Consider the following 21,933-nt stretch of genomic DNA (forward strand, 5'->3'; position numbering starts at 1 on the left):
TTTAAATCAGAGGTGAGAAGCAATGTCATTAAAGTTTGCGTATTGGGTACCAAATGTAAGCGGCGGGCTGGTCATTTCCAACATCCCGCAGAAGACAGGCTGGTCCTTCGAGGCCAATTCGCGGTATGCCCAGCTGGCTGAAGCGGCCGGGTTCGAATATGCCCTGCTCCAGACCAGGTTTATTGCCAGCTATGGCGCGGAGAACCAGCTTGAGGCCATCACGCTCGCATCGGCGCTGGCGACGGTAACGACGAAGCTGAAGCTGATTGCAGCCGTGCTGCCAGGGCTCTGGCATCCGGGGACGATTGCCAAGGCGATTACGACAATTGACCAAATCAGCGGGGGCCGTGCGGCCGTCAATATTGTCAGCGGCTGGTTCAAGGGCGAATTCCATGGCTTTGGGGAGCCCTGGCTGGACCATAATGAGCGCTACCGCCGTTCCGAGGAGTTCATCCGCGTGCTGAAGCAGCTCTGGACAGAGGAGCAGACGAACTTCAGCGGGGATTTCTACCGCATCCGCTCTGCGCCGCACAAGCCGAAGCCGGAGGTTCTGCCACCAGTATTCCAAGGGGGGAACTCGGCGGCAGCCCGTGAGATGGCGGCGAAGGTGTCGGACTGGTATTTCATGAACGGCAACACGATTGACGGATTTCGCGCGCAAATCGAGGAGGTGTCCCGGCTGGCCGCCGCCCAGAACCGCAAGCTGAGCTTTGGTGCCAATGCATTCGTCATCGTCAGGGATACGGAGGAAGAAGCGCGTCAGGTGCTGCGGGATATTATTCACCATGCCGACCCTGAGGCGGTCGAGGGCTTCCGCAGTCAGGTGCAGTTTGCGGGTAAGGCTTCGCCGGAGCGGGAGGGCATGTGGGCCAACTCCAACTTTGATGATCTGGTGCAATACAACGACGGCTTCAAAACCGGGCTCATCGGAACAGCCGAGCAGGTGGCCGACCGGATTATCGAGCTGAAGAAGATTGGCGTGGATCTCATTTTGACCGGCTTCCTGCACTATGACGAGGACATCAGAGCCTTCGGAGAGCAGGTCATCCCGCTCGTACGGGAGAAGGAAGCAGCCCTGTTCAGCGCGTCGGCTACCTGATCCGTCTCGCAGCGTCTCGCAGCATCTCGCAGCGTCTCGCTGCGCAGCAAGCTGATCAGCGGTTTCCATTCGCATCCGGCTTGCCTTCTGCGCAGTTCCCGGGCGTGTACCGCCGCAGGCCGGTGTTTATCACAGCGCCGAGCTGGTCCCGCAGGCAAGTCCTCTCTGGTCAAAGAACGGCAGAGGTCTGCACTGTGCACGGCTCCTGGCGCGAGGTGGGACGACACGTGATGGTGATGGCAGTCCACCGCACGGCCGCAGATCGGGCCTTTGCCGGCCCGGGGCATTCATTTTCGGCAGAGCTGCCATGAAACCAAATTTGATATGGACAAGGAGAGTTGGAGTATGAGCATTCAACAAGCAAGCATTCAACCTGATTACGAGCAGCTTCGGGCGGAGATCCGCAGCATTGTGGAGGAGGTTATCAAACCGCGGGCGGAGCTGACCGACCGTGAAGGGATTTTTCCGAGAGAAAATTTGACAGCGCTGGGGGAAGCCGGATGTAACGGCGTTCTGATCCCCGAGCGCTATGAGGGCAAGGGGCTGGACCACGTGGCCTTTGCGATTGCCGCCGAGGAAATCGGAAAAGGATGCCCCTCGACTTCACTGGTATACGTCATGCACGTCGGCGCCGTTCAGACGATCGCCCTGTACGGCAACGAGGATCAGAAGGAACGCTGGCTGAAGCCGGTTCGCAGCGGCTTCATCGGCACCTATTCCACGAGCGAGCGCGCCTCCGGCGGGCATTGGTGGTTCAACTTCAGTGAGGCCTCCCGCGACGGTGAGGATTACATTCTGAACGCGGAGAAGTCGTTCACCACCAGCTCCGGCCAGGCAGATTTCTATGTATTCCAGACGAGAACGCCGGGAGCGCAGACACCGACGGACGTAAGCTTCTTTATCGTTGACAGCAAGCTTCCCGGCATCACGCCGGGTGTTTGGGAAGCGCTGGGTGTACGGGGCAATCACAGCGGCCCGATTACCTACGAGGGGGTTCGGATTGCGCCGAAGGATAAGCTGGGTACAGAGGGCCAGGGCCGCGAGATTCTGGAAAGCGGTGTATCGCCGGTGTATTTGATCGGCCTGGGCTCTACCTGGCTGGGTGTGGCGGAGGCCGCGCTGGAGGCGGCGACCGCGTATGTCAAGAGCATGATTCACCGTGATTTCAACAAACGGCTGGCGGATTACCAAATCATTCGGCAGCAGCTGGCCGAGGTGAAGGTGCTTGTTGAAAGCCTGAAGCCATGGCAAATCTCTTTGGCTAACCAGCTGGATAAGCTGCAGGCGCAGGGGCGGCCCCAGGTAGAGCTGCTGCTGCCGCTGGTAGAGTTCAAAATCCAGGCAGCCGAGGTAGCTAATAAAGCCACGAAGGCGGCGCTGGATGTGACCGGCGGCTACGGCTACAAGAAGGGCGTGTTCGAGAGGCTGTTCCGTGATGCGCGTGCAGGTATCGCCATGGGGCCTTCCAACAACATCGCCCGGGAATGGATCGGCAAGGCGCTGGTCGGCCTGCCGCTGGAATTGTGGCATGAGGGAGGGGACTGAGCCTTCTTACAGGCAACGCCACACTAGACGACAAGCTTCCAGAGCCGCACTATCGCGGGTCCGGAAGCTTGTTCGTGTGCTGTCTGGCTTGCAGACGATCGGCAGCATCACTTTAATGTCCGCCGTATCATTGGGGGCAGAAGGGGGGAGAATCCATCCCCGTTCACAAAACGAATGTCAAGCTTGCTGACGACGTTGGGCGTTCGCTTGGGGTATACTTGGCTTATTGTTCCTTCACCGGAGGCACGTTGTTTCGCCAAGGTGGTTGGAACAGGAGCTTCTCGATGTCTTTTGCAGAGTGAAGGGTAATCATATCGTCTGGAGTAATGAAAATGGGTTCTTTATGAATGGGGTTATTGGTGGAATCGTTAATGTATTGAACAGTGAATACTCTCCAATAATACTTCTCGGCATATAAAGAACGGAGAAGTTCAAAAAGCGTCTGGTATTCCTGGTCTATCGTTTCGGGATTAATGGAACGACTCAAGTCAACCATAGGTCGAATACCATCTCGATACGGATATTTTTTTATATAGTCGCTATATGTCCAGTATTTCCCTTCCGGATTTTTCCTTTCATCAGGGGAACCTGGAAATTGAAAATTTAATCCTACCTTTTTATTGGGATAAAAGGCCTTGATTTTCTCCATATAATCATCCTCGGCATCGGAATTAAATAATGCGCTCCAAATCATATACAAACTCAAATCATCCCCCAACATATATTCCCCATTCACAAAACGAATGCCAAGAGTGCTGACGACGTTCGGCTTTCGCTTCGGGTATACATAGACGTGAAAGTAGTTAGGGTCCTTATCCTCCACGCGCTCCCCAAACATGCAGCAAAGCTGCGTATCGTCCAGCATGTTTTTGATTTCATACTCTTCCTCGAAATTGTCTTGAAGGATTTGGAAGGCGACGGGCCGGATGCTGTTCTGAATTTCCTGACTCGGTGGTGTACGGCAGCCGAATAGGGAGAAAGATAAAGTGAAGATGAGCATCATGAGCAGCAGCTTTTTCATTCCTTGCAGCTCCTTCCATCGGATGAAGTACGACCTGAATATACTCTGAAATACGGAGCTGCGACACTAGAAAGCGGTATCAAGAAAGCAAGTGAAGCAAATGAAACGTGTACAGATCCCAACTCCCTGATCGGTGCTTGGTCTATTGTTCCTTCACCGGAGGCACGTTGTTTCGCCAAGGTGGTTGGAACAGGAGCTTCTCGATGTCTTTTGCAGAGTGAAGGGTAATCAGATCGTCTGGAGTAATGAAAATTGGTTTTTTATGAATGGAGTTATTGTTGGAGTCGTTAATGTATTCAACCCTAAATACTCCCCAATAATACTTCTCGGCATATAAGGAACGGAGCAATTCAAAGAGCGTCTGGTATTCTTGTTCAATTGTTTCGGGATTAATGGAACGACTCAAGTCAACCATGGGTTGAATACCATCTCGATACGGATATTTTTTTATATAGTCGCTATATGTCCAGTATTTTCCTTTTGAATTTTTCCTTCCATCCGGGGAACTTGGAAATTGGAAGTTTAATCCTACCCTTTTATTGGGATAAAAGGCCTTGATTTTCTCCATATAATCATCTTCGGCATCGGATTCGAGCAAGTCGATCCATATTGAGTACAGGCTCAATTCACTCCCTAGCACATATTCCCCATTCACAAAACGAATATCAAGATCGCTGACGACGTTCGGCTTTCGCTTCGGGTATACATAGACGTGAAAGTAGTTAGGGTCCTTATCCTCCACTCGCTGCCCAAACATGCAGCACTAGAAAGCGGTATCAAGAAAGCAAGTGAAGCAAATGAAACGTGTACAGATCCCAACTCCCTGATCGGTGCTTGGTCTATTGTTCCTTCACCGGGGGCACACTGTTTCGCGACGGTGATTGGAACAGGAGCTTCTCGATATCTTTTGCAGAGTGAAGGTTGAGCATGTCATCCGTGCTAATTCTAATTGGTTCATGAATGGGGTTATTGGTGGAATCGTTAATGTATTCAACTCTCAATATTCCCCAATAATATTTATCAGCATATAAAGAGCGTAACAGTTCAAGGAGTGTCTGGTATTCCTGTTCTATTGTTTTGGGCTGGATGTAGCGTGTCATAATTATATCAGGCCGTATGTTGTTGCGACCTTCTCTGCTCACATAGTCTTGATACAACCAGTATTTCCCTTCAGGATTTATCTTGCTTTCATAAAGGGTTAAACGAAAGGTTATCCGCGTTTTGTCTTCCGTATAAAAGGCCTTGATTTTCTCCATATAATCATCCTCGGCATCGGATTGGAGCAAGTCGCTCCATATTGAGTAGAGGCTCAATTCACTCCCCAGCATATATTCCCCATTCACAAAACGAATATCAAGATCGCTGACGACGTTCGGCTTTCGCTTCGGGTATACATAGACGTGAAAGTAGTTAGGGTCCTTATCCTCCACGCGCTCCCCAAACATGCAGCAAAGCTGCGTATCGTCCAGCATGTTTTTGATTTCATACTCTTCCTCGAAATTGTCTTGAAGGATTTGGAAGGCGACGGGCCGGATGCTGTTCTGAATTTCCTGACTCGGTGGTGTACGGCAGCCGAATAGGGAGAAAGATAAAGTGAAGATGAGCATCATGAGCAGCAGCTTTTTCATTCCTTGCAGCTCCCTTCCATCGGTTCTGGTTCAACCTGAATATACCATAACAGATATAATTTAGTTAAGAATTTCGCTGAATTGCGACATTTTCGACAAAAAAAGTGCTATTACCAATTATTTACTGGGAAAAACAAACGAAATCTAATACCATTTAATTAATTTGTAGGGAATTATAGGGTTTTATGGGAGGGATAAAGTGATTAAGAAAGAGATAGGGTGTCTTTATTGGAACGGGTGGGAATTACTTGAAATACAGGGTTATAAGTCTATTACCAGTGGGGATTTTAGCCAAAATGGGAGGAGTTTAATCTGAATAAAAGGAAGCTGCTCTGGTTAGCAAGCTGCGTTGGTATTCATTTATTTTGGATTATTTATACGCATGTAACAACAGATCTGTTTTCTGTAAGTGATTTTCCAGAAATAGTAATATTAATTGATTTTCCTATAACCCTTTTTCTTTCGTTCTGTATTTCCAGTGTTTGCACATTCTTATTTTTATTTTTCAAAGAAACCCGTGCTTTTCTCGGGTTCAATGTGCTGTTCTTGTATGGGATCAATTTCTTGGTTGTGGTTGCTGCATTTTGGTTCAATGCATGAATATGGGGGAAAGCCACTTGAAACGGAAGATATCACTTGTTCTAGTTTTATGCTTAGTAATTAATTTGCTGATTCCGCTACTAGCATTTTCGAGAACAAACTATAACACGAACTTATTTAGTCCTACTACAGTCTCCGAAAATACAGATAATCAATTTTCCAAGAGCGAAGCACCGTCGAAGACAAACCAAGAAACAAATGGAAACAATGTGTATCAGTCAGTATATAGACGCAATGATAATTTTGCTAACGAGAAAACAACGACAGTTATTACTGACACATAGTCTAGTTTAAGCGGTCAGCGCATTGCTCTACACGATTCCTGGAATAGTGACATCGAATCCATTCGCCTCAAAGATCTCCCTAGGCGTCTTTCCGAGCATGTATTATTCAATGAAGATCCGTTTAAATTCAGGTAGGCAATGGATGTTTCACTAACTCTTGTGATGTATGAGGTACTCGATAATGCTTTGCGTTGTGCCTCATTAAAATATATCTCGCTCATGTCATCCCCTCCGCTGCATCTTCCAGTATACGAAAAAGTACCCACAGCCCAAACACCTTTTTTTCAAAGTGTCCAGTCTATGGGTACCAGTTTATAGAGAAGCTCCTTTGCTTTTAACCGCCGTTATAAAGCAAAGCACCACACGCAGAACTCTGCATGCGGTGCTAATTGGAACTGTAAAGCAGGAGCGGTATCTCAATTCCACATACCGTTATTTAAATTCCCAGCAGCTCAGGCTCAGCGTGCCGTATTGGTATGTGCGGTGCAGCAGCTTGGCTTGCCGGCCTGCATCGCCGGCGCCCATAGCCAGCAGCAGCGGAACGAAGTGCTCCGCGGTAGGCACGGCTTCCCGGCCATACGGGGCATCCTCGGCATAACGGAACAGCGCTTCGGTGTCCCATGCCTCGAGGTTTTCCTTAAGCCAGTCGTCGAAGGCAACCGCCCAGGCTTCAGGCTGCTGGGCGCCCCGGCTGACGCGGCGCAGATTATGCACGGTACCGCCGCTGCCGATGACAAGCACGTCCTTCTCCCGCAGCGCTCCGATAGCTTTGCCAATGTTGTATTGCTCCTCGCCGGTCAGGTAACGGTTGACGGACAGGGCCACCACCGGAATAGCTGCGTCCGGATAAAGCAGCTTCAGAATGCCCCATGCCCCGTGATCAAGCCCGCGCTTTTCATCAAGCACGTTCGCAATCCCGTGAGCCGCCAGAACCGATTGGATTTCACTGCCCAGCTCCGGATTGCCGGGGGCCGGATAGGTCATTTGATACAGCGCATCGGGGAAGCCGTAGAAATCATAAATCGTTTCATACGTTCCCTTGACGCCGCTGACAGCCTGCTCCGGATTTTCCCAGTGGGCCGAGAACAAGACAATTGCCTTCGGCTTAGGCTTATCCGCAGCAAATTCCTTCAGAAAATTCGTATACTCCATATGATCCAGGATGAGGGAAGGCGCACCGTGCGCAAAAAAATAAGCGGGCATCATATTGTATCGCCTCCTTGAGGATGGGATGTGAAAGCCTGCTTCAGCCAGGACAGGAAATCCCGCTGATTGTCCGGCGAAACGCCGTGATCGGTCGGATACAGCTTGAAGGTGCAAGCGGAGGTTGCCGTTTGCCAGTAGGCGGCTGTTTCATGCCCGATACGGACAGGGAATACGGAATCGTATTCGCCATGAGAGATGAACACCGGCATTTGCGCCACAGGCTGCAGTGTATACTCGGTCTTCACGAATTCCGGAACGTAGCCGTTCAAGGCTACAATCCCTCTGATTTGATCCTGCCCCATTGTTAATGCGAGGGACATGGATAAAATAGCGCCTTGGCTGAAGCCCAGCAAATAGCGCTGCTGCGGATCGATCGCGTACGTCTCCGTAGCGTAGGCAATAAATTGCTCCAGCTGCCGGACCGCTGTATCAAACAGCTCACGAATCGGCTTGCCGAGGCTTTTCAGCTCGTAGAACTGGTATCCGGCTCCGAGCGGAAGATTCCCGCGAATGCCGATAATAATACATGGAGAGTCCAGCGGCTCCACGAGACCATACATGTTCCGTTCGTTGGAGCCTTTGCCGTGCAGTGTGAAGATGGCCGGATAACGCCGGCCCGGATCGTAGTCCGGGGGCAGATGAAGATCGTACCGGTAAGCCGGTTTCATAGGACAATTCCTCCTGCTGGGTAGGGTGTGCGGCTTTGTTGTGCCGTATGCAGTGCAGCAGCCGGCGGTTGTTGCCGCCCCGCACCATCAAGTCACAAGCGCGAATCCAGGCTCGTATTGCGGCACGGTATGTCGGGTGGCGAGCCCTTCGAATGGACTTCGTTCATGGGCCGCTATCCGCGGCCCCAGCATTATTCGCTCAGAAATGCTTTATCCAGAGACAGCGGCGTCGATTTGGCGAAGGTGAGATGCAGGGCAATCAAGAGGAAGCCCAGATCCAGTTCATAGCCTGCGCCCGTATCGCTGACCAGTCCGAGCGGGAGCTTCATCAGTACAATAGCGGCAACCATCAGCAGCACGAACAGGATGGACACATAACGGGTAAACAGACCGATAATGAGCATTACGCCGCCAACCAGCTCCAGCGGACCGGCAATATAAGCCAGGAAGCCGGGAGTTCCTGCGCTTGTGAACCAGGCGTCCACATTACCGAGGCCCATTTGAAACTTCATATAGCCGTGCACCAAAAAAATAATGCCGAGTACCACCCTCATCAGAGTAGATATCCAAGCTGACTTCTCCAGACGTGCTTCTTGTTCCATATTGTTCTCCACCTTCATCCAAGATATTAGTAATAGCAAAAACTGTTTTGTATGAATAATTTAACTCCGCAAGCACTAGCATGTCAATATAAAAATTGATAATATAGAAATATAATTTGTATAAGTAATATTTCAAGAAAGGAATGATCAGAATGGACATCGGTTCCACGATTCGGGCGATCCGTAAGCGCAAGAACATTACCATTGCCCAAATATGCGAAGCGACAGGGCTGTCCCAGGGCTTTATGAGCCAGGTCGAGACGAACAAAACCTCGCCGTCCATTTCCACGCTGGACAATATCGCGCAGGCGCTGGATGTTCCGCTGGCCTACTTGCTGCTTCGCAAAGACGAGCGGATGCAGATCATCCGCAAGAATGAACGGCGGGTTACGACCAGCGGGAGCCAGAACGTCAAGATTGAGCATTTGTGCTCCAATAAAGGAATGCGGCTGTTGATCGCAGAGATGCCGCCAGGATCGTCCAGCGGCGATGCCCCTCATGCCCATGAGGGGAAAGAAGTTCATGTCGTGATGCAAGGAACGGTACGTGCCGAGCAGGGAGAAGATTCGGCGGTGCTGGAGGAAGGCGACTCGTTTACTTGGAATGCCTGTACACCTCATTTGGTGCGCAACATCGGGGAGGAGACGGCCATTATTTTTATCGCTGTCTATTCGGATGTTCACAGCGATTCGGAAAGCGACATGTAAAATAGATGCGCCGCTGCCAGGCGCCGACACTGAAATGGCGAAGCATGGAAGGAGGGAGATGACAGGTGGAGGTACGCAGCTTTTTGAAGGCGGAAATGCGTCATGCTCCCAGTCACAAGGGCATCGGGGAAGTACGCAGTGTCAAGCTGTACAGTCAAGAGGATTTTGAAACGCCGCTGCGGTTTCTATATGATATGGAGCTTCCGCCCGGCACCTCCATTGGGTACCATCCGCATCAGGATGATGAGGAGATGTACATTATTTTGGAGGGCAGCGGCATGATGACGGTAAACGGGGAAGCCCGGGAGGTGCGGGCCGGAGATACGATTCTGAATAAGCCGTACGGCAGCCATGGCCTGTACAATCATTCCCAGCGGGACCTGAAGCTGCTTGTGTATGAGGCGGCGAACCGTTCTCGTTCTCCTGTCGGGCCAAATAATCCCGGCTGAGCTGCTGGCAGAACTCATTTTCGGCTACCCTTTGTCCTATCAAAGCAGTAGAAAAACCGGACAGCGTTAAAGCGCTTGTCCGGCTTCTTTGTGTGAAGGCCATCATGGTTCTCGTGATATATCCAGCATGTATTATGGATCGTTCTATAAATTGATAAGGGATTATGCTTTCATGTCCACCGCCTGAAGAATGGAAGACAGCAGCCCCGGAAAGCGGGCTTCCAAATCTTCGCTGCGGATGCTGAGCAAATGCTGGGTGCCCTGGACACGGACCCGCAGGACGCCGGCCTCACGCAGGATGCGGACGTGGTGGGATAACGTCGATTTAGCGATGGAAACGGATAAATTGTATTCGCCGCAGGGGCGCTCGCCCTCCAGTGAAATCGTCTTTAGCATGGAAAGCCGGATCGGATCGCTGAGTGCGCTCAGGACACTGCTGATATGAATGTCTTCCCGGCCGGGATGATACAAAATTTTCATCCGAATTCCTCCCCCGAAAGCTCTTTCATCTCACACTTTCACACTTTCGTATTGAAGTATACCATAATCCATGGTATATTTCTATTGTTCGATAAGCATGGAACTTTAATGAATGTGAGGGAAGTCCCCATGAATCAAGAAGCTGCGCTTTCCGCTTCCGCACCGTTAAACGATGTACCGGCCGTTCGGCTGAAAGAAGGCGTAGTAACTGCGCTATTGGGCATCACGGTCATGCTGGTTGTGATGAATACAATGATGTTTAATCTGGCGCTGCCGCAGGTGACCCGGGATTTCGGCCTAACCTCGACGGCGGCCTCTTGGATTGTTACAGGCTATTCGATCGTTTTTGCGATTTCTTCCATTACCTACAGCCGGCTGTCTGATTTTCTGCCTATCCGGAGATTACTGCTTATCGGCTTAGCCTCGCTTGGCGCGGCGTCCGTGCTTGGCTTTTTCAGTCATCACTTTGCCCTGCTGCTCTGCGCGAGACTGGTTCAAGCGTCCGGTGCGGCATCGGTACCCGCCTTGGGCATGGTGCTTATCACCCGCTTTGTGCCCGCAGGCCGCCGCGGCAAATCGATGTCCGTCATCATGTCGGCCAGCTCGCTTGGCCTGGGTCTCGGGCCGGTTATCGGCGGGGCGATTACGCAATATTTGGGCTGGAATGATTTGTTTATTGTCACCGGCATCGTGTTATTTTTGATTCCGTTTTTTTACCGGCTGCTTCCGGCGGAGCCTGTCCAAAAGGGCTCATTCGATACCGCGGGCTCCCTGCTTATCGGTATTGGCACGACGGGGCTGCTGCTGTTTCTGACTTCACGCTCCTGGCTGCTGCTTGCGGCGGGAATTGTCGCTCTCGGCTTGTTCTGGGTCCGCATTCACCGTTCGGCGAATCCTTTCGTGCAGCCGGCGCTGTTTCGGAATAAGCCCTATTTGCTGCTGAGCGGCATCGGAATTGTATCGTATATGAACAATTTTGCGGCGCTGTTCCTGCTGCCGCAGGTGCTGGCGCATCTGTATGACTTGACACCGGGACAGTCGGGGCTCGTTATTTTCCCCGGGGCTATGCTTTCCGCGCTGGCCTCAAACCGGATTGGCCGTCTCATTGACCGCTTCGGCAACGGGCTGTTGTTCCGCTATGCGCCTTGGATGCTGCTGGCATCGGCTGTATTGTTCGCACTCTTCGTCAGCACTTCCTTCTACACGATTATGGTCCTGTACGCTATGCTGAGTCTCAGCTTCAGCGCCTTGACGACAAGTGTGTCCAACGAATTGTCCCAGATGCTTCCGAAGGAGCAAATCGGCGCAGGGATGGGCTTGTTTCAGTTGACCCAGTTTTTCAGCGGGGCATTCAGTGTGGCGCTTACCGGCAGTGCGCTGACGTGGCAGAAAAGCCTGACGCTGCCCCAGGCCTACTCGAATATTTACTGGGGGCTGACGGTGGTCGTGCTGGTGGGAATCGCGTGCGCCTTCAGCTACAGCAAGCAGAAGCAAGGCCGCTTCGAATGAATTGCAGCTCCAGACAGCTCACCGAAACGCCGATTTATTTGAAACCAAGCTATTGTTTCAAAATATTCAGGTTTGCCTTGCCGTCCTGCTCTTTAAGCAGAAGAGGGATGCCGGAATCCGCTAGAAGGATTACGGAGGCGAAGCATAAGCGCAAACAAGCGGAACAATTTCAAAGCCCCGGTCCTTTTGCGGACCCGGGGCTTTGTTATGCTGAGCGGTATAGCTTGAAGTGAATAGATCCTCTGTCTCACATATTCGGTCCGGTCACCTGCCTGTTTAGTTAAGAAATCATTCGAAGTACAATCGGGGCCGCGCACAAGGTAATAAAGGCGGTTAAAATCATAGCGATACTGGAGACGGCGCCCGAGACGGGACCGAATTCGAACGCTTTGGTCGTACCCGCCGTATGGGCGCTGGTTCCAAGCAGCACACCGCGCGCGATATCGCTGCGGATGCGGAATGCCCGCACAATCAGCGGTCCGAGCACGGTGCCCAGCAGACCGGTCGCCATGACGAAGATGGCGGTCATGCTCGGAATGCCGCCGCTAGTCTGGGAGACGGCCATTGCGATAGGGGTCGTCGCCGAACGCGGAGCCAGGCTGTCCGTCAGGCTGGTATCCAGCCGGAGCCATTCGGATAAGAAGACCGAAGTCAGAATGGCGGTTATCGCGCCGCAGAAGACGCTGACTCCGATGGCGGTTGCATGCTTTTTAAGAACGTGCAGGTTTTTGTAGAGCGGTACTGCAAGGGCGATCGTGCCGGGCCCTATCATATCGGTTAACCAGTCGCCTCCCGGCTGGTATGCTTCATACGGGATATCCATTAGCTGGAGGGCCGCAATGACGGCCGCCGGGGTAATGACGAGCGGGGACAAATATACCCTGGGGGCAACACGGTACAGCCGTTTGGCGGCGAGATAAATAACGATGGTGCAGAGTACACCTAGTAAAGCAAGCATTTATTCTGTCATCCCTTCCTGCGGCTCAGTCTGCGGTTTGGCCATCCTCTGGGCCAGCAAGCCGGATATAATCATGACAACCGTGGTGCTGGCCAGCACGACAAGGGCAATTTGCCAGCCGTTGTTCAGCAGCAGGCGCTTGTACTGCACCATACTGACGGCGGACGGGACGAAAAACAGCAGCATCTCCGCCAGCAGCCACTGTGCTCCGGCACCGATCCAGCTCAGCGGAACAAGCCGGGTTTGCAGCAGCAGGAATACCAGCAGCAGGCCGAGGATGCTCCCCGGAACCGGAAGCTGGAAGTAAGAGGCCAGCGCATTCATCACCCGGGAAATGAGAACAAACAGGATGACTTGACCAAGAACGATAGCGCATTTCTTCACCATCTTCGGGAACCTCTTTTCTCATTTCTCGTTTCATCAATGGATATAAAAAAGTGTACATCAACATCAAATATGAGTAAAATGAATGTATTGAATAGTTTTCATTCCATTTGTCTATGAAAAGGGACGGGTCAGATCATGGATGTGCGGCATTTGCAATATGTGATGGAGGTTGTGCGCTGCAACAGCTTTACGAAGGCGGCCGAGGCGCTGCATATTACGCAGCCCACCATCAGCAAGATGATTAAGAACCTGGAGGAGGAGCTCGGGGTAGAGCTGTTCATCCGGCGCGGCAAAGGCGTAGAGCTGACCGATGCCGGGCAAATTGTTTTTGCCCAGGCCCAGCCGATATTGAAGTCGTTCGATAATTTGACGGCGGAGCTGAGCGACCTGACCCATTTGAAAAAAGGCCGCATCCGCTTCGGGCTTCCGCCGATGGTAGGGGCGAACTTCTTCCCCGGGGTGATGAGCCGGTTTCGTGAAAAGTATCCGGGCATACACATTGAAATGGTTGAGAACGGGGGCAAAAAAATTGAAGCGCAGGTCGGAGACGGCTCTCTGGATATGGGGGTCGTCCTGCTGCCGGTCAACGAGGAGCTGTTTGACTCGTTTGTGTTTGTGAAGGAGCAGATCAAGCTGATTGTTCCTCCTTCCCATCCGCTCGCCCGGCGGGAGCGGGTCGCGTTCGAGGAGCTTGCCGGGGAATCGTTTATATTGCTGCGGGAGGACTTCGCCCTGCATGACCGGATTATCGCAGAATGTGTCCGGAGCGGCTACAAGCCCCGCGTGGTGTATGAAAGCTCCCAGTGGGATTTCATCAGCGAGATGGTTGCTGCCGGCCTCGGCATTGCCATGCTGCCCGAAACGATTTGCGCCCGGCTTGATGATCGGCGGGTGCGCCAGCTGGAGCTGGTGGAGCCGGCGCTGCCTTGGCGCCTTGGTATGATTTGGCGCAAGGACGGCTATTTGTCCTTTGCAGCCAAGGAATGGATCAGGTTTACGAAGCAGGTTTTGGAGTAGAGGGGCGGGTCTTTTCGCTCTGAAGTATTGGAATACAAGACAAAATCGGGGTGACAGAAATGCCTAATGCAACTACCCGCACAGACCCTTCCTCGCAACAGAAGGCGCCGCTGTGGACCAGCCGTTTCATACTGCTGACGCTATCCAATACCTTGCTGTTTTTCGGGTTTCAGATGCTGCTGCCGACCTTGCCCGTCTTCGTCTCGGAGCATGGGGGAAGCAGCACGGAGGTAGGCTTGGTCATCGGCGTGCTGACGCTGGCGGCGATATTGATCCGGCCATTCTCCGGCATGGCGCTGGATTCGCTCGGCAGGCGTCTCATTCTGAATATCGGGCTTCTCATTACGCTGCTGGCGATGGGCGGCTTCTATGCGGCAGCCAGCGTCGGGTTCGTGCTGCTTCTGCGCTTTGTACACGGCATCGGCTGGGGGATTTCTACCACAACCTTCGGGGTGATCGCCTCCGATATGATCCCGGATCACCGCCGCGGAGAGGGGATGGGGTATTTCGGCCTCGGGACGACGCTGGCTATGGCGCTGGGGCCTTTTCTGGGGCTGGAGCTGCTGAAGGCATACGGGTTCGGTCCTTTGTTCCTGTGTGTATTCGGCAGCACGCTGCTATCGTTCGTATGTGTTCAGTTCGCCGCCGGCTCGGAGCCGGCTCGTGCCGCTATTGCCGGCTTGAGGCAGGAGCCCGCCGCCTCGCTCGGGTCGAGGCTGGTTGACCGCCAGGCGCTGTTCCCGTCCCTGCTGGTGCTGCTGCTGGGAGTGACATATGGCGGCATTGTCGGGTTCATCACCTTGTTCGGAAGGGAAGCGGGCCTAGCGAGCATCGGCTGGTTTTTCCTGATTAATGCGCTCAGCGTGTTTCTCGTCCGTCCGATATCAGGCAAGCTGTTCGATCAGAAGGGGCACGTGTGGGTGCTGCTGCCCGGGGCGCTGTTCAGCATCATCGGCCTACTTCTGCTGTCGCTGACCGCATCGCAAGGCATGCTCATCGCCGCCGCATTTCTGTACGGCATCGGGCTTGGAGCGATTCAGCCGTCCATTCAGGCCTGGATTATTAACCGGACGCCGCCGAGCCGGCGAGGGGCCGCCAATGCGACGTATTTCTCCGCCTTCGACCTCGGGATCGGGGGCGGCGGCATGCTGCTTGGGATTGTGGCCGAACAAACCAGCTATGCGCTCATGTACCGCTATTCCATCTTCTTTATGCTGGTGTTTGTCGTCATTTACGGAGTCTATATTTTGAAGGGCAAGCGAAGCTGAACAAAAAGCCGGAATTTCGTGGATTTCGCACGGATTTTTCGGCTTTTTTGATGAAATGGACATGGTATACTGGTGGAAAAACCGATGCGAAGGAGACGAGACGGAACATGCAGAACAAATTGTACTACGGTGCGGCCTATTACCCGGAGCTGTGGGACGAGCAGGCTTGGCAGGAAGATTTGCGTTATATGAAGGAAGCCGGCATTAACGTGGTGCGGATGGGGGAATTCGCCTGGGCGCGTATGGAGCCGGTGCAGGATCAGATTGATGTAAGCTTCTTCGCAGAGCGAATTACCGAGCTGCATAAGCATGGCATCGACACCATCATGTGCACCCCGACGCCGACACCGCCGATTTGGATGAGCCATGGGCATCCGGAGCGGATGTATGTGGACGGAGACGGGCAGGTCATGGTGCATGGGGCGCGGCAGCATGTGTGCACGAACAACGCTTTTTTCCGGGAACGGTCGGCGATCATTGTGGAAGCGCTGGCCCGGGCCGTCGGTTCGCTGCCGGGTGTCATCGGCTGGCAGACGGATAATGAATTCAAGTGTCATGTGGCTGAATGCATGTGTGATACATGCAAAGAGCAGTGGCATGAATGGCTGGAGCGGAAGTACGGCACCATCGGCCGCTTGAATGAAGCCTGGGGCACACAAATTTGGAGCGAAGCGTATTTGTCGTTCGATCAGGTTCCTCAGCCGCGCAAAACGCCGTTTCTGCACAATGCGTCATTAATTACGGCGTACCGGATCTTTTCCCGGGAAAAAATCGCCGAATACCAGGACCTGCAGCTGGATATGATTCGCAAATTTTCCAAAGCGCCGATAACGCACAATACCGGACTTGGCTTTGCGCTTGATAATGAGCTTATTTTCCGTAATCTGGACTTCGCTTCCTTTGACGATTATCCGGATGCCCGCAGCTACACGGAGCTGCTGCTCAAGTATGATTTGTTCCGGAACATGAAGAAGGGTATCCCGTTCTGGGTGATGGAGACATCGACTTCGCACAACGGTTACTTATCCGCGTATCATGCGACACATCCGAACGGTTTCCTGCGGGCGGAAGCGGTGGCTGCTTACGTCAGCGGCGCGCAGGGCTTCTCCTACTGGCTGTGGCGGCAGCAGCGGGCGGGCTGCGAGCTGCCGCACGGCGCGGTACTCAGCTCCTGGGGCAAGCCGACCGTCGGCTACCGCGGCGTGCTGGAGACCCGCGACGCCATTGCGGCGCTGGAGCCGCTGCTGCTGGAGACGGTGGTGCAGCAGGCCGAGCTGGCGGCGGTATATTCCGACCGGGCCCGCAGCTTCCTGCTGACGGAGCCGCTGGAGGGCATCAATTACCGCCAGGTGCTGCGGGAGTGGACCGACCTGATCCGGGATATGGGGATTCACCGCGACCTGCTGCCGGAAGGCGGCGATTTGAGCGGCTATAAGATCCTGATGACGCCGTATTTGCCTCATGTGCCCGATGAATTCCGCACCCGGGCCGAGCGCTTCGTGCGTGAAGGCGGCATCTGGATTGTCGGCCCGATGACCGGCTACCGTACCGGCGAGCACACCGTGCCGACCACTGCGGCGCTTGGCGAGCTTGAAGCGCTGGCCGGCGTGGAGACGCTGTACAGCTACCCGATCGGGGACACCGGAAGCACCGGGCATGCGTTCGGGGCCGCTGCGGCGCTTGGCCGGTGGGCGCATGTATTTGACCCGGCGGAATCCTCCGCTCAGGTTGTCGGCGTCGTACAGGGCGGGCCGTCGGACGAAGCGGCCTTCATTACGGAGCGGCGTGTGGGGCAGGGCCGCATTGTGATGCTCGGCGCCGCACCGCTGGGAGACGAAGGCAAGGAGCTGATTCGCCGGCTGGTAGAGCATTACGCCGGGCAAGGCGATTTGACCCTGCGTCTTGATGTAACGCCCGGCACGCTGGCGGTTCCGCGTATAGCCAGGAACGGAGCCTATAAGCTGTGGTGTCTGGTGAACATGAACGGCAAGGGCGGCGAGGCGGTGCTGCCGTCAGGCGGGACGGACGCGCTTACCGGGGAAACGGTTCAGGCGGGCCGGCTGGCCATTCAGCCGTACGAATATCGCATGATTCGAATGCAGTAACAAATCCGCCGAAAGCATAGCCGTCACCGAAGACAGCATGCGGCGCTGCCTGCGCTTGTGGCGACGGCTGGATTGGCATACCATACCAGACGGGTCTGTATCCGCTCCTTCAGGCGGGCAGGCCTGTTTTTTTGCGCTGATTTACTTAGATGATTCCGTGTTCTTATGCTTCCTGTCATTCGGGAGAGGGGAATTCCGGACGCTCCTCGGTGCTGCTTGGAATGCAGGCTGGCCGGAGATTACGCCCCCAAAGCTCGTTATCTCGCAGAATAAGTAGCTTTTTGTCGGGGGATCGGGCCTTAGGGCCTCCTTTTTTTGGACGCTATGAATCTAGCGGGGAAGGAAACAGACGGCCTATAATACGAGTGTAAGGCCTGCGAATGCATATTTTTGGAAGAAAGGGGGCGGGAAATGCGGTTTACTCCTTCTCCGTCGAGAGTTGAGAGTCGAGAATCGAGAGCTTGGTAAACGGCTGCGCTTGCCAATAATAGAAAGCGCTACCATTTCTTTTGTGGGAGGGATTGAAATTGCAGATGAGAAGATGGAAAGGGCTGCCTGCTTTTCTGGCGGTCATGCTGGCCTTATCGCTCTTATCCGGCGCGGGATGGCTGCCGGCGAGTAGCGCGGCGGCGGCTCAAGCGGTACCGATGAAATTCGACTTCGGGACGGATTCCAGCCCTGTGGCCAGCGGCTACACCCGGGTGTCCCAGTCCACCGTATACACCGCGTCCAGAGGCTATGGGCTGGATAAAACGGTGAACAGCCGCGATCGTGGAACCCAGGACACGCTGCTGCGGGATTTCGTGGTTAGCAGCAGCTACTCCTTTCTTGTTGACCTGCCTGCGGGAGATTATGTGGTCAAAGTCATTTCCGGCGATGCAATCGCCTCCAACAAAACGGATGTCACGATAGAGGGAATATCCTATGGCACGATGTCATCAGCCTCGGGCAGCTATGCAGAGCTGACCCGGACGGTTCATGTGGCGGACGGGCAGCTGACGATTGCTTTTTCCAGGGATGGACGGGCGAATGCTGTGGAGATCGTTTCCGCTACAGCCCCGGAAGGCTTGACTGTGACAGAAGTGACTTATGCTCCCGCATCGGTCAGCCTGGTGTGGGAAGAGGTATACGGCGCAGCGGGCTATAATCTTTACAGGCAGGACGGACCGGGAACGAATTATCTCCCAATCGGCAGTACCGCGGGTACGTCTTATACCGATCACAGTGTAAGCATCGGAGAAACCTATCAATATAAGGTGTCCCAGCTGACAAGCCAGGGGCTGGAATCGATGCCCGGCGATCCAGTGACAGTCACAGTGGCGGATCGGTCGAAGCCGGTCCCGGCGGCTCCAAGCGGGCTTCAACTTGTAAGCGCTTCAAAAGAGTCGATAACCGTGAAATGGAACGCTGTGAATGAGGCGCTGCATTATTTCATTTACAGGTCCAAATCAGCGGAGGGGCCCTTTGTACAAGCCGGCACTTCAACCGGTGCACAATTTACCGACAACCAGGTTTTTACAACGATTCCTTACTATTATCAGGTTGTCGCCGTGAGCACGGGCGGAAAATCCGCTCCGTCCGGTGTGCTTGCCGTCCCTGCGGCTGCGGTGCTGTCGCGTCAGATGGAGTCGCTTGACCGGAGCCCTGTTGCTGTCCAAACAAACCAGGGCGTATACGTCGGCTGGCGTATGCTGGGAACAGACCCGGAGGACATTGCCTTTAATCTGTACCGCAACGGGACGAAGCTTAACTCGGCTCCGATTGCAGATACAACCAACTTCACCGACTCGTCCGGCACGCCGGATGCGGTCTATGAAGTGCGGGCCGTCCTGCACGGCATGGAGGAGCCGCCTTCCGAGACTTTTTCCGTATGGGGGCACAATTACTTGTCGGTCACCCTGCAGAAGCCTGCGGACGGCGTAACGCCGAAGGGCGAAGCCTATACGTACCATGCCAATGACGTCAGTGTCGGCGATTTGGACGGGGACGGGAAATATGAGCTTATCGTCAAATGGGACCCGTCCAACTCCAAGGATAATTCACTTTCCGGTTATACCGGGAACGTCTATATTGATGCTTACCGGCTTGACGGAGCTTTCCTGTGGCGGATTGATTTGGGGCGCAACATCCGCGCCGGCGCCCATTATACCCAATTTATGGTATATGATCTGGACGGCGACGGGAAGGCGGAGCTGGCCTTCAAAACAGCGGACGGCACGGTGGACGGAACCGGTGCGGTTATCGGCGACGCGGCAGCGGATTACCGCAACTCCAGCGGGTATATTTTATCCGGCCCCGAGTATTTGACCGTTTTTGAAGGACAGACAGGCAAAGCGCTTGTGACGACCAGCTACGACCCGCCGCGGGGCAATGTGTCCAGCTGGGGGGACAGCTACGGCAACCGGGTGGACCGGTTCCTGGCGGCAGTCGCTTATTTGGACGGGGAGCGCCCGAGTCTTATTATGGCGCGCGGTTATTATACAAGAACCGTGCTTGTCGCCTACAATTGGCGGGACGGCCAGCTAACGAAGCTGTGGACCTTTGATTCCAATGATGCGGGCAAAGGCGATTATGCCGGTCAGGGCAATCACAATCTGAGTATCGGCGATGTGGACGGCGACGGGAAGGATGAGATTGTATACGGCGCGATGGCGCTCGATGACAACGGACAAGGCTTATATACGACAGGGCTCGGTCACGGCGATGCGATGCACCTGGGGGATTTGGACCCGGAGCGGCCGGGACTGGAAGTGTTCGATGTACATGAAGAAACCCCGAACCGGGCGGGACTCGAATTCCGGGATGCCGAGACAGGCGAGCTGATCTGGGGCATTCCGACCAATTATGATGTAGGGCGCGGCTTAAGCGGCGATGTGGACCCGCGTTATCCCGGAGAAGAGGTCTGGGCTTCAAGCGCCGGTCTGTACTCAGCCAAGGGGCAAAAAATTTCCGACAGCATGCCCCGGATTAATTTCTCGATCTGGTGGGACGGGGACTTGCTGCGGGAGCAGCTGGATCACAATTGGGATGGAACCAATGGAGTCGGAATTATTGACAAATGGGATTACGTGAACTTTAAGCGGGTGAATCTGCTTACGGCGGAAGGCACGTACTCGAGCAATACGACCAAGGGCAATCCGGGCCTGCAGGCGGATCTGTTCGGGGATTGGCGCGAGGAAGCGGTATGGCGCACCGAGGACAGCAGCGCTCTGCGCATTTATACGACAACGGACACGACCGCCTACCGATTCAGAACCTTGATGCATGATCCGCAGTACCGTTTATCTGTGGCATGGCAAAATGTGGCCTACAACCAGCCGCCGCATCCAGGCTTCTTCCTGGGTGACGGCATGAGCAGGCCTCCGGCTCCGAATATTACCCCGGTGCCGGTAGCGGTATCCGGCATCCGTGTAACTGCCCCGGCAGAGGAAGTGGCGGCCGGACAGCAGCTTCAGCTGACGGCGGTCATCATTCCGGCCGCTGCAGCCAAGCCGGTTGCTTGGTCGGTCTACGCAGCGGATGGCGCACCGACCTCCATAGCCGCACTGGACAGTGACGGCGTGCTTCATGCCTTGGCACCCGGCACGGTGAAGGTGGTTGCGGCAGCGAAGGACGGATCCGGAGTATCGGGAAGCAAGCTGATCACGATTGTGCTGCCGGACGGTCCGGCTGTAAGCGCACCGGCCAAAGCGGTCCTCTCGGACAATAACGGCCATACGAACGGCCTGCGGTCCGGCGATTACACGATTACGATGAACCTGTGGTGGGGGCAGAACGGAAGTGTCTACAAGCTGTATGAGAACGGGAAGCTGATCGATATCCAAACCTTGGCCGATCACAGCCCGGCAGCCCAGAGCGCCGCAACGATTGTACAGGGAAAGGCCAACGGCACCTACACGTACACGTGCGAGCTGCTGAACCGGCATGGAACGACGGCGTGCGATCCGCTAACCGTGACCGTGACGGACGCGATGCCTGCTGTGCCTGTACTGTCCAACGACAATTGGGATCAGGACGGGAGCTATAAGGTACAGATGAATTTGTGGTGGGGAACGAATGCCAAGGTGTATAGGCTGTACGAAAATGACGTTCTGATCGACACCCAGACCCTGATTTCCCAAACGCCGGCGGCACAGGCCGCGGCAACGGTTATTACCGGCCGGTCTATCGGCACGTACGAATACCGGGCGGAGCTGGAAAATGATGCGGGTGTAACAAGCAGCCAGCGGATGACGGTCAAGGTCATGAAGTGAGGGGGCGGTGAGGTTTGCAGTAAGGCATGACTGTGGAGAATTCACAACTCGTTCCATAACTAAGCGAGGTGCATTTATCTGCATGTAAATAAGTCTCTAAGCGCTGTAATAATGCGCTTAGAGGCTTATTTGTTTTGTAAAAATATT

18 protein-coding genes are annotated in these 21,933 nt (G+C 54.2%); 9 read left to right on the top strand and 9 right to left on the bottom strand.

Features of this window, described 5'->3' with window-relative positions; all coding sequences use genetic code 11:
• Positions 1-22 precede the first annotated feature (22 nt).
• On the top strand, positions 23-1,099 hold the full coding sequence (gene sfnG, locus WBG83_RS06490) for a dimethylsulfone monooxygenase SfnG (RefSeq protein ID WP_336743724.1): 1,077 nt from the start codon (positions 23-25) through the stop codon (positions 1,097-1,099).
• A 345-nt stretch (positions 1,100-1,444) separates the two neighbouring features.
• Positions 1,445-2,644: an acyl-CoA dehydrogenase family protein gene (locus tag WBG83_RS06495; RefSeq protein ID WP_336743726.1), complete on the top strand. Its 1,200-nt coding sequence runs from the start codon at positions 1,445-1,447 to the stop codon at positions 2,642-2,644.
• 223 nt (positions 2,645-2,867) lie between these two features.
• On the opposite strand, the gene WBG83_RS06500 is transcribed toward WBG83_RS06495, so the two are convergent.
• The 6 genes from WBG83_RS06500 to WBG83_RS06525 all read right to left on the bottom strand — a co-directional run bounded on the left by WBG83_RS06500 (position 2,868) and on the right by WBG83_RS06525 (position 8,653).
• Positions 2,868-3,665, bottom strand: coding sequence for a hypothetical protein (locus WBG83_RS06500; protein WP_336743727.1), 798 nt, complete (start codon positions 3,663-3,665; stop codon positions 2,868-2,870).
• A 142-nt stretch (positions 3,666-3,807) separates the two neighbouring features.
• Complete coding sequence (locus WBG83_RS06505) at positions 3,808-4,407, bottom strand: hypothetical protein (protein WP_336743729.1); 600 nt, start codon at positions 4,405-4,407, stop codon at positions 3,808-3,810.
• Positions 4,408-4,504: 97 nt separating this feature from the next.
• Positions 4,505-5,293, bottom strand: coding sequence for a hypothetical protein (locus WBG83_RS06510; protein ID WP_336743731.1), 789 nt, complete (start codon positions 5,291-5,293; stop codon positions 4,505-4,507).
• A gap of 1,316 nt (positions 5,294-6,609) precedes the next feature.
• Positions 6,610-7,383 carry a dioxygenase family protein gene (locus WBG83_RS06515; RefSeq protein WP_336743733.1) on the bottom strand — a complete coding sequence of 258 codons (774 nt, stop codon included), beginning with the start codon at positions 7,381-7,383 and terminating at the stop codon, positions 6,610-6,612.
• Positions 7,380-8,051, bottom strand: coding sequence for an alpha/beta hydrolase (locus WBG83_RS06520; RefSeq protein ID WP_336743735.1), 672 nt, complete (start codon positions 8,049-8,051; stop codon positions 7,380-7,382). The genes WBG83_RS06515 and WBG83_RS06520 overlap by 4 nt, the downstream gene beginning before the upstream one ends.
• Before the next feature lie 191 nt (positions 8,052-8,242).
• The gene (locus WBG83_RS06525) at positions 8,243-8,653 is read right to left on the bottom strand and encodes a DoxX family protein (RefSeq protein ID WP_336743737.1); all 411 of its coding nucleotides are present in this window, start codon (positions 8,651-8,653) and stop codon (positions 8,243-8,245) included.
• A 152-nt stretch (positions 8,654-8,805) separates the two neighbouring features.
• Between WBG83_RS06525 and WBG83_RS06530 the strand changes: the two genes are divergently transcribed.
• The gene (locus tag WBG83_RS06530) at positions 8,806-9,360 is read left to right on the top strand and encodes a helix-turn-helix domain-containing protein (protein WP_336743739.1); all 555 of its coding nucleotides are present in this window, start codon (positions 8,806-8,808) and stop codon (positions 9,358-9,360) included.
• Positions 9,361-9,425: 65 nt separating this feature from the next.
• Complete coding sequence (locus WBG83_RS06535; protein WP_336743741.1) at positions 9,426-9,809, top strand: cupin domain-containing protein; 384 nt, start codon at positions 9,426-9,428, stop codon at positions 9,807-9,809.
• Positions 9,810-9,971: 162 nt separating this feature from the next.
• Here WBG83_RS06535 and WBG83_RS06540 read toward each other — a convergent pair whose 3' ends face one another.
• Entirely contained in the window at positions 9,972-10,289 is a 318-nt protein-coding gene (locus tag WBG83_RS06540; RefSeq protein ID WP_336743743.1) for an ArsR/SmtB family transcription factor, read from the bottom strand.
• A 129-nt stretch (positions 10,290-10,418) separates the two neighbouring features.
• Here WBG83_RS06540 and WBG83_RS06545 point away from each other — a divergent pair, with 129 nt between their 5' ends.
• A complete protein-coding gene (locus tag WBG83_RS06545; RefSeq protein ID WP_336743744.1) occupies positions 10,419-11,798 on the top strand; it encodes an MFS transporter in 1,380 nt (459 codons plus the stop codon).
• A gap of 280 nt (positions 11,799-12,078) precedes the next feature.
• Here WBG83_RS06545 and WBG83_RS06550 read toward each other — a convergent pair whose 3' ends face one another.
• Positions 12,079-12,756 carry an LrgB family protein gene (locus WBG83_RS06550; protein ID WP_336743746.1) on the bottom strand — a complete coding sequence of 226 codons (678 nt, stop codon included), beginning with the start codon at positions 12,754-12,756 and terminating at the stop codon, positions 12,079-12,081.
• A complete protein-coding gene (locus tag WBG83_RS06555) occupies positions 12,757-13,143 on the bottom strand; it encodes a CidA/LrgA family protein (protein ID WP_336743748.1) in 387 nt (128 codons plus the stop codon).
• A 135-nt stretch (positions 13,144-13,278) separates the two neighbouring features.
• Between WBG83_RS06555 and cidR the strand changes: the two genes are divergently transcribed.
• From cidR to WBG83_RS06575, 4 genes are all read left to right on the top strand, one after another.
• Positions 13,279-14,160, top strand: coding sequence for a cidABC operon transcriptional activator CidR (gene cidR / locus WBG83_RS06560; protein ID WP_336743750.1), 882 nt, complete (start codon positions 13,279-13,281; stop codon positions 14,158-14,160).
• Between the two features lie 59 nt (positions 14,161-14,219).
• Positions 14,220-15,428 carry an MFS transporter gene (locus tag WBG83_RS06565; protein WP_336743752.1) on the top strand — a complete coding sequence of 403 codons (1,209 nt, stop codon included), beginning with the start codon at positions 14,220-14,222 and terminating at the stop codon, positions 15,426-15,428.
• 107 nt (positions 15,429-15,535) lie between these two features.
• A complete protein-coding gene (locus WBG83_RS06570; protein ID WP_336743754.1) occupies positions 15,536-17,533 on the top strand; it encodes a beta-galactosidase in 1,998 nt (665 codons plus the stop codon).
• Positions 17,534-18,066: 533 nt separating this feature from the next.
• Entirely contained in the window at positions 18,067-21,786 is a 3,720-nt protein-coding gene (locus tag WBG83_RS06575) for a rhamnogalacturonan lyase family protein (RefSeq protein ID WP_336743756.1), read from the top strand.
• Positions 21,787-21,933 lie beyond the last annotated feature (147 nt).

It is taken from the genome of Paenibacillus sp. y28, from assembly GCF_037137075.1.
Lineage (GTDB): Bacteria > Bacillota > Bacilli > Paenibacillales > NBRC-103111 > JBBBNV01.